Source organism: Streptomyces sp. NPDC020597 (assembly GCF_044335095.1).
GTDB lineage: Bacteria > Actinomycetota > Actinomycetes > Streptomycetales > Streptomycetaceae > Streptomyces.
Genome location: NZ_JBIRUL010000019.1, coordinates 155,010 through 162,405, shown reverse-complemented (window position 1 = coordinate 162,405; position 7,396 = coordinate 155,010). Strand labels below are relative to the sequence as shown.

Annotated in this window: 8 protein-coding genes; 6 read left to right on the top strand and 2 right to left on the bottom strand. The window is 68.8% G+C overall.

All coding sequences use genetic code 11. The features are described 5' to 3' along the window. Positions 1 to 124: 124 nt before the first annotated feature. The gene (locus tag ACH4ZA_RS28335) at positions 125 to 994 is read right to left on the bottom strand and encodes a GntR family transcriptional regulator (RefSeq protein WP_398432198.1); all 870 of its coding nucleotides are present in this window, start codon (positions 992 to 994) and stop codon (positions 125 to 127) included. 178 nt (positions 995 to 1,172) lie between these two features. On the opposite strand from ACH4ZA_RS28335, the gene ACH4ZA_RS28330 reads away from it, so the two are divergent. The 6 genes from ACH4ZA_RS28330 (at position 1,173) to ACH4ZA_RS28305 (ending at position 6,844) form a co-directional block, all read left to right on the top strand. Then, on the top strand, positions 1,173 to 1,526 hold the full coding sequence (locus ACH4ZA_RS28330; protein WP_398432197.1) for a hypothetical protein: 354 nt from the start codon (positions 1,173 to 1,175) through the stop codon (positions 1,524 to 1,526). After that, positions 1,523 to 2,929 carry a cell division protein FtsK gene (locus ACH4ZA_RS28325; RefSeq protein ID WP_398432196.1) on the top strand — a complete coding sequence of 469 codons (1,407 nt, stop codon included), beginning with the start codon at positions 1,523 to 1,525 and terminating at the stop codon, positions 2,927 to 2,929. Before ACH4ZA_RS28330 ends, ACH4ZA_RS28325 begins: the two co-directional genes overlap by 4 nt. A gap of 36 nt (positions 2,930 to 2,965) precedes the next feature. Further along, entirely contained in the window at positions 2,966 to 3,727 is a 762-nt protein-coding gene (locus tag ACH4ZA_RS28320; protein ID WP_398432195.1) for a DUF2637 domain-containing protein, read from the top strand. Positions 3,728 to 3,879: 152 nt separating this feature from the next. After that, positions 3,880 to 5,325, top strand: a complete 1,446-nt coding sequence (locus ACH4ZA_RS28315) for a replication initiator (RefSeq protein ID WP_398432194.1) — start codon at positions 3,880 to 3,882, stop codon at positions 5,323 to 5,325. Further along, complete coding sequence (locus ACH4ZA_RS28310) at positions 5,325 to 5,537, top strand: helix-turn-helix domain-containing protein (RefSeq protein WP_398432193.1); 213 nt, start codon at positions 5,325 to 5,327, stop codon at positions 5,535 to 5,537. Before ACH4ZA_RS28315 ends, ACH4ZA_RS28310 begins: the two co-directional genes overlap by 1 nt. After that, positions 5,537 to 6,844 (top strand): tyrosine-type recombinase/integrase, encoded by a 1,308-nt coding sequence (locus tag ACH4ZA_RS28305; RefSeq protein WP_398432192.1) that lies wholly within the window; start codon positions 5,537 to 5,539, stop codon positions 6,842 to 6,844. Before ACH4ZA_RS28310 ends, ACH4ZA_RS28305 begins: the two co-directional genes overlap by 1 nt. Before the next feature lie 152 nt (positions 6,845 to 6,996). On the opposite strand, the gene ACH4ZA_RS28300 is transcribed toward ACH4ZA_RS28305, so the two are convergent. Beyond that, entirely contained in the window at positions 6,997 to 7,335 is a 339-nt protein-coding gene (locus tag ACH4ZA_RS28300) for a hypothetical protein (RefSeq protein ID WP_398432191.1), read from the bottom strand. Positions 7,336 to 7,396 lie beyond the last annotated feature (61 nt).

Below are 7,396 nucleotides of genomic sequence, written 5' to 3'. Positions count from 1 at the left end.
AAGCCAACAAGCCCCGTGAAGTCTTCGATGTTGTCTAGGCCCACCGTCAAGCATCATCTGGGATCAGAACGTCAGGCATCACCTGGGACCCGACAACCCACTCGTCCATCTGTCAGACTGTGGATCAGGGGCGCTGCTGCCGGCGCTTCCTCGACTCGGCCAGTGCGGCCTCCAGCTTCTGGCTCGGCGACACGTCTGATTCGGTGTCATCGTCATGGAGGGGTGGCAGGAACAGGCCGCGTCGGCTCTTCTCGCGTTTGACCTTCCGGCGCTCGTTGAAGACTCGCTGGTGTTCCTCGCGGATCGTGACCCATCGCCGGTCCAGGTCCGCTTCCCGTTCCAGCAGCTCGTCATCAGTGAGGTCGGCGAACTCGGCGGCAGCCGCACGGGCCTCGCGGGCGATTTCGTCTCGCAGCAGGTAGTTCGTGATCGGCCCGTGGTGCTTGCCTGGCTCCGGGGCCTCGCGCACGAAGACACCACGCCCCTTGACCGCGTACACGAGTCCAGCCTGCTTGAGATGCCGGTAGGCGTTCTGCGCGGTGGAGTTGGCGACCTTGAACCGCTCCTGGATCTCACGGGCCGGGGGGAGCTGGGAGCCCGGAGGGTAGGTGCCTTCCGTGATCTCGCGGCGGAGGATGTCGGCAACCTGGGCGTATGGAGGGCGGCCGTCGTCGTTGCGGATGACGTCGAGCGGCCAGTCCGGGCCTTCGGACTCGGTATCGCCGTAGTCGTCGTCAGCTGAGCCGGCGTTCTGGCCGGCTGAGGCGCTGACGTAGCTGCCTCGCCCGAGCTGGGAGTAGACGAGCCCTTCCTGCTTGAGCACGCGCAAGGCGTTCTGGACGGTGGAGCTGGAGACACCGAACCGCTCCCGCAGCACATTGGCTGAAGGCAGGCGCTCGCCGGGGCGGAACTCGCCGTTCAGGATCGCGTCCCGCAGAGCCTCGGCGGCCTGGAGGTACGGCGGCCGGGAGTCCTCGTCCAAGGGCAGGGTCATGGCCCCACGGTATCGCCAGCAAGCCGTAGCGCTACAGGCACATCCGCGCGTTCCCCACCTGACCGCCTACCAACCTGATCGATCTCACGACCTAATCGACCTTGCAAGTTGAGCGATCATCTCCTTATGCTCCTTGCGAGTCGATCAAGCGGCTCCATCGATCCAGGGATGTGATGGCATGGCCATGTCTCGAATCCGTGTTGCTCTGCTGCCGTCGGCGGTGTGCATCGCGGGCACCGAGCCGGTGCTGAAGATCAAGGATCAGCAGACCGGGGAGGTCGCCACCGACCGGGAGACCGGGCAGTCGCTGTACACGGTGACCGTGATGCTCATGGAGGACGGCCGGGCCGAGGTCCTGAAGATCACGGTTCCGGAGTCGGGCCTGGCGGCTGGGCTGAAGCCGGGCGTGATGGTGCGGCCGGTGGAGCTGTTCGCGACCCCGTGGGCGCGGATCTTCAACGGTCAGCTCTCCGACGGCGTCGCCTACCGCGCCGCCCGCCTGGAGCTGGTCACGGCGGAGGCGGCCCAGTGACCGGCCTCGACGCGGGGAGCCTGACCGGTCACGCGCCGCAGGTGCTGCTGGTCGCGGCCGTGCTGGTCAGCGTGTGGCTGCTGTGGAGGGTGGTGCGCTACGTGCGGGCCGACCGGGGCACGCGGGTCAGCATGCGGCAGGCCGTCCGAGTCCGCTGGGGCTGGGTACGGCTGGCTCGGATGGCCGGGCTGACGGTCACCGACAAGACCCCGAGTCTGCTCGCTCAGATCACCGCGCAGAAGGACGGCCCCGCCCCCGCGCCGCGAGTGCTGACTCCGAAGATCAAGGTCACGCCGGACCGGTTCGGCGTGATCGTTCGGGCCCGCACCCTGCCACGGGTCGGGCTGGAGGAGTACCAGAACGCGGCGCGGTTCCTGGCCGACGCCTGGCGGTGCACGCGAGTCTCCGTGCTGCCGGACGGCCCCGGCAAGGTGGTGATCCGGGGCGTGCGCTCCGACCCGCTGACCACACCTACCGAGCACCGCCCGAGCGGCCGCCCGCCTACGGACCTGACGCGCTGGGAACTGGGCGTGGACGATTACGCCGCCCAGGTGTGCGTGTCCCTGGCCAACGTTCCCGGCGTGACCATGGCCGGCACCCCAGGTGCGGGCAAGACCTCGGCGGTCAACAAGTTCGTCTGTGACTTCGCGCCGTCCCCGTCCGTGCAGATCGCGACTGCGGACGGCAAGGTGTCGCGGGCCTCGGAGGGCGACTACGCCGACCTGGTCAAGCGGATGTTCGCGTTCTGCGGGGACGACCTCGACGAGGCCAACGCGCTGTTCAAGCGCCTGGTGGAGCTGCGTCGGCGGCGTTCATCGGTGATACGTGACGTGCTGGGCGTGAAGAACATGTGGCACGTCGGCCCCTCACCACAGTGGCCGCTCACGGTCCTGATCATCGATGAGGCGCACACGTTCTTCCGCGAGTACAAGGGCAGCGACGCCGAGACGAAACGTTTGGCCGCGCTGACGGCGGAGAACGCCCGACTGATGGAAGACCTGGTCAAGAAGGGCCGCAGCGTCGGCATCCTGGTGATCCTGATCAGCCAGAAGACCACCGGCGACGCCATCCCGACCTTCATCCGCGACGTGTGCCCCATCGGGCTGTCCTTCGCGCAGAAGACCGTAGAGGCCGCGGTGGCCGCACTCGGTGACGACATTCGCAACTGGCCCGACGCCAGCCCGGTGACCTTGCAGGACCCCGCCTACGTCGGCGTTGCGGTGATGGCGATGCAGGGCCGCCCCGGCTACACCCGCATCCGCACCCCCTACGTCTCGGATGCCGACGCCGCCCGCGTCGCGGACGCCACTTCGCACCTGCCCGCTGACCCGGACCTCTGCCTGGACGCCCTCCTGCGCTCGACCGGCCGGACGACACCGCCCGCGCCCTCACTCACCAAGTGATCCCGAAAAACCCACACCAGAAGGGAGGTTGAGATCATGGCGGAGGAACGGTTCACCCGGCGCACCGTGACCGTGGTCATGACGGTCATCGCGGCCCTGGCCTTCGTCTTCTCTTTCGGCAACGTCTGGGCGCTCGCCCTGCGGCTCGGTGTTCCCCGTCCGATCGCGCCGCTGATCGCCCCCATGGTGGACCTGTCGGTCGTCGGGCTCCTGGTCGCGCTGCGGTTCCTGGCTCTGCGCGGGGTGTCCAAGGCGGAGTTGCGGGCCGGTACCAGGCTGCTGCACCTGTGCGGGCTGCTCACCCTCGCGCTGAACACCGCCGAACCGCTGCTGACCGGAAGCTACGGACGGGCCTGCCTGGACACCGTCGCCCCGCTCCTGCTCCTGGGCTGGGGCCACGTCGGCCCCACCTTCCTCGCCCACTTCCACACCGCCGCACACCAGGAGGACGCCACCACAACCACCCCAGCCCCCGCGCCCATCGCCGAGCCGGTGCCCACTACCGCGCCCGCTCCCGAGACCGCGCCCCTGGCCCCTGAACCGGTCCCCACCGCGACACCTGCGCAACCTTTGGCCGAAGCACCCGCCGTGATGGAGGCGCCCGGCTCCGCCCCGGCCGTCGCCAAGGCCCCTGCCACCGGCCCTCGCCCGACCCTGCCCGCCGCACTGCTGAGTGCGGCCCGGCGCATCGCGGACACCCACCACGCCGAGCACGGAACACCGGTCACCGCCGCCCAGCTCGCAACCCGCATGGGCATCGCCCTGCCGGTGGCCACCGCCGCCCTCGGTCAGCTCTGAGCCACCCCGGCCACCGGCCGGATCACCCCTCCCTGAAATCCACGCCCACCCCATGGGCCTGGTTCGTCATGCCCCGAGCAGCACCAACACGCCTCCTCGCCTGCTTGGTTGCTGCTCGGGGGCACCCACCCGACAGAAGGGACACGCCCCGAATGGTCACCCTGGACCTGCGCCACGTGGCAAGCCCCGCCGTGCGGGACCTGCTCCACCTCGTCAACCACCCCGACTTCGACCGCACCCAGCAGCAGATCGAACGCCTCGGGGGCTGCACCGAACCCGTCCGCCTGACGGGGCAGAGCACCACCGTCAACACCGCGACCGGTGAGGTCCTGCGCTCCTACACGACGACGGAGGAGCCCACGGGCAGCCTGCTCACCGCGTGCGGGAACCGCCGCGCCTCCCGCTGCCCGGCCTGCTCCCGCCTCTACGCCGCTGACACCTACCACCTCATCCGCGCCGGCCTCTCCGGCGGCAAGAACGTCCCCGACACCGTCCGCACCCACCCCCGCGTCTTCGTCACCCTCACCCCACCGTCCTTCGGCCCCGTCCACAACCGCCCCACCAGCCCCGGCGGCGACATCCGCCCCTGCCGCTGCCGCAAGCTCCACGAACCCACGGACCCCCTGCTCGGCACGCCGCTGAACCCAGCGACGTACGACTACGCGGGCGCGGTCCTCTTCAACGCCCACGCCGGAGCCCTGTGGGCCCGCTTCACCACCTACCTGCGCCGCGAGCTCGCCGCCCGGCTCGGCATGACCCAGAAGGCCGCCCACGCGGTTCTGCGGATCTCCTTCGCCAAGGTCGCCGAGTACCAGCAGCGCGGCCTGGTCCACTTCCACGCCGTGATCCGACTCGACGGCCCGGACGGCACCAGCCAGCCCCCGCCGCCGTACGCCACCGTCGCCGTGCTCACCGATGCCGTACGCGCCGCCGCCGCACGGGTCCGCGTCACGGTCGCGTCGGACGCGGTCGGGGAACGCGAACTCGCCTGGGGCGAACAGCTCGACGTAAGCGAGATCACGGCCTTTGGCGCTGACACCAAATTCACCGACCAGGCCGTGGCTGCCTACGTGGCCAAGTACGCCACCAAGTCCGCCGACGCCTCCGGCGCCCTCGACCGCGCATTGTTCTGCCGCCCCTGCCAGGGACGCGGCGCCACCCTCCTGCCCCACGGAACACCGCTCCCCTGCACCGCCTGCGACGGCACCGGACAGGCCCACCCACTGCCACGGCTCGCCGTCGCCCGACACGTGCGGCAGATGATCCGCACCTGCTGGGAACTGGGCAAGCTGCCCGAGTTCGCCCACCTCAAGCTCTGGAAGTGGGCACACATGCTCGGCTTCCGCGGCCACTTCTCCACCAAGTCCCGCTCCTACTCCACCACCCTCGGCGCGCTGCGCGCCGCCCGCCGCGCCTGGCGCACCGAACAGGCCCGCGCCCACGCCGGCCTGCCCGCCTCCGACCCGGACACCACCCTCGTCATCGGCCACTGGGACTACCTCGGCACCGGCTACAGCCCCGGCGCCGCACTCCTCGCCGCCGCCGTCTGGCACCGCAGAGAACTCGCACGGCAGTTCATCGCGGAAGGGGGCTGCTGATGACCGCACATGACCCGGTCGCGCCCTGCGAGGAGGAGATGCTGACGGTTCCCCAGGTCATGGCCCGCCTCCAGCTCGGCCGCTCCGCCGTCTACGACCTGCTCCGCACCCGCCAGCTCGCCTCGATCACCCTCGGCCGCGCCCGCCGCATCCCCACCCACGCCCTGACCGACTTCATCCGCACCCGCCTCGACCAGGAAGCCGTCGCCTGATGACCACACCCCGCGACAACCCCGCCTCCCGCCGCAGCCGTGCGAACGGCGACGGAACCGTTTACCAGCGCAAGGACAGCCGTTGGGAGGCCGCTGGATACGTCCTCGCCCCCGGTAACACTCGCAAGCGCGTCCGCGTCTACGGCAGCACCCGCAAGGAAGCGCTGGCCAAGCTCACCGAGAAGATCGCTGCCAGCAACCGCGGACTCCCCGTCCCCTCCGCGCAGGGCAGCCTGGCTGCGTACCTGACGTACTGGTTGGGGAACGTCGCCGTACACCACCTCCGCGAGAACACCCACACCCGCTACACAACCTGCGTCAACCGCTACCTCATCCCCGGCCTCGGCAAGAAGAAGCTCACCAAGCTCACCGCCAAGGACGTCCGCACCTGGCTCAACCAGCTCCGTGCCACATGCCAGTGCTGTGCGCGAGGCATCGATGCGGGGCGTGATGAGCCCCGTTGCTGTGCCGTCGGATCGTGCTGCCGCAAGCTGCTCTCCCCGCTGACGCTCACCTACATCCACTCCGTGCTCAAGTCCGCCCTGGAGCACGCCGTGTGCGAGGAGGAGAACCCTCGCAACGTGGCTCGTAATGTCAGCACCGGCACCCCACGGCCCCGGCGCTTCGAACCCCTCACCGCCGACGAAGCCCGCCGATTCCTCACAGCCGCGCGTGGACACCGGCTCCATGCCCTGTTCGAACTCGCGCTCCACACCGGACTCCGCAAAGGCGAACTCCTCGGCCTCCTCTGGGAAGACCTCGACCTCGACCGGAGCACGGCTGCCATCCGCCGCACCTTGCAGCGCACCAGCACAGGCGGACTCACCACGCTGCCCACCAAGACCCGGGCCTCCGAGCGCCGCATCGCCCTCCCCGCCGGCTGCCTCCAGTCGCTGAAGCACCATCATGAGGAGCAGCAGCGCGACCGTCATATGGCAGGCGCCGAGTGGCAGCACAGCGGGTACGTGTTCACCACACCGCAGGGCAGGCCGATCGACCCGACCAACCTCACCCGCACCTTCACTACGCTCCTCTGCAAGGCTGGCCTCCGCCGCATCCGCTTCCACGACCTCAGACACTCCACCGCCACCCTGCTCCTGGAACAGGGCGTCGAACTCGTCGTGATCAAGGAACTCCTCGGCCACGCCCACATCGGCGTCACCGCTACCGTCTACGCCCACGTCCGCCTCCGACTCCAGCGAGACGCCATCGACACCCTCAGCACCGCGCTCAGCAGTGGTGGGATCACCGATACGGCCAGCTCCGAGGGCGACGAACCGCCGCCTTGCACCGTCCTCGTCCACTGACGTTGCCGTCAACTACTGCCGTCAGGCGGTCTCACTGGGCACCACCCACCAAGTGGCGATTCGCGAGTGAAATCAAGGTCGCGGGCTATAGGAAGAGGGGGCAGGTCATCAACCTGCCCCCTCTCGTGATTTACCGCACCCGGCCGCGGAGGTTATTCACCCACCGCGAATCGCCAATCCCACAGAGGTTCCCTCTGGAACCGCGCTAGAACCTCTCCATATTCGATGAGTTCGCCGTAATTCGTATCCAGCAAGCCCGATAGCCCCTGGATTACTTCACCCAGGAGATCGCGAATGCAAGACACTCCCGAGTACTCAAGCGTGATCGCCTGAAACTCGCCGATCTTCTGGCGAATCTCATCCACTTCTTCCTGATCGAATTCGTCGAGGACATCCCCGGACGCGTCTACGCCGAAGCTGCATTCTCCTCGATCTAGCCGATCAAAGATTTCACCCTCACTGTACGCGCCAGCCTGCTGCAGACGGGCCACGATGCGCTGATGACTCCCTTGGGGACTGAGGAGAACGATGGTAGGCCGCATGGATCTTCCT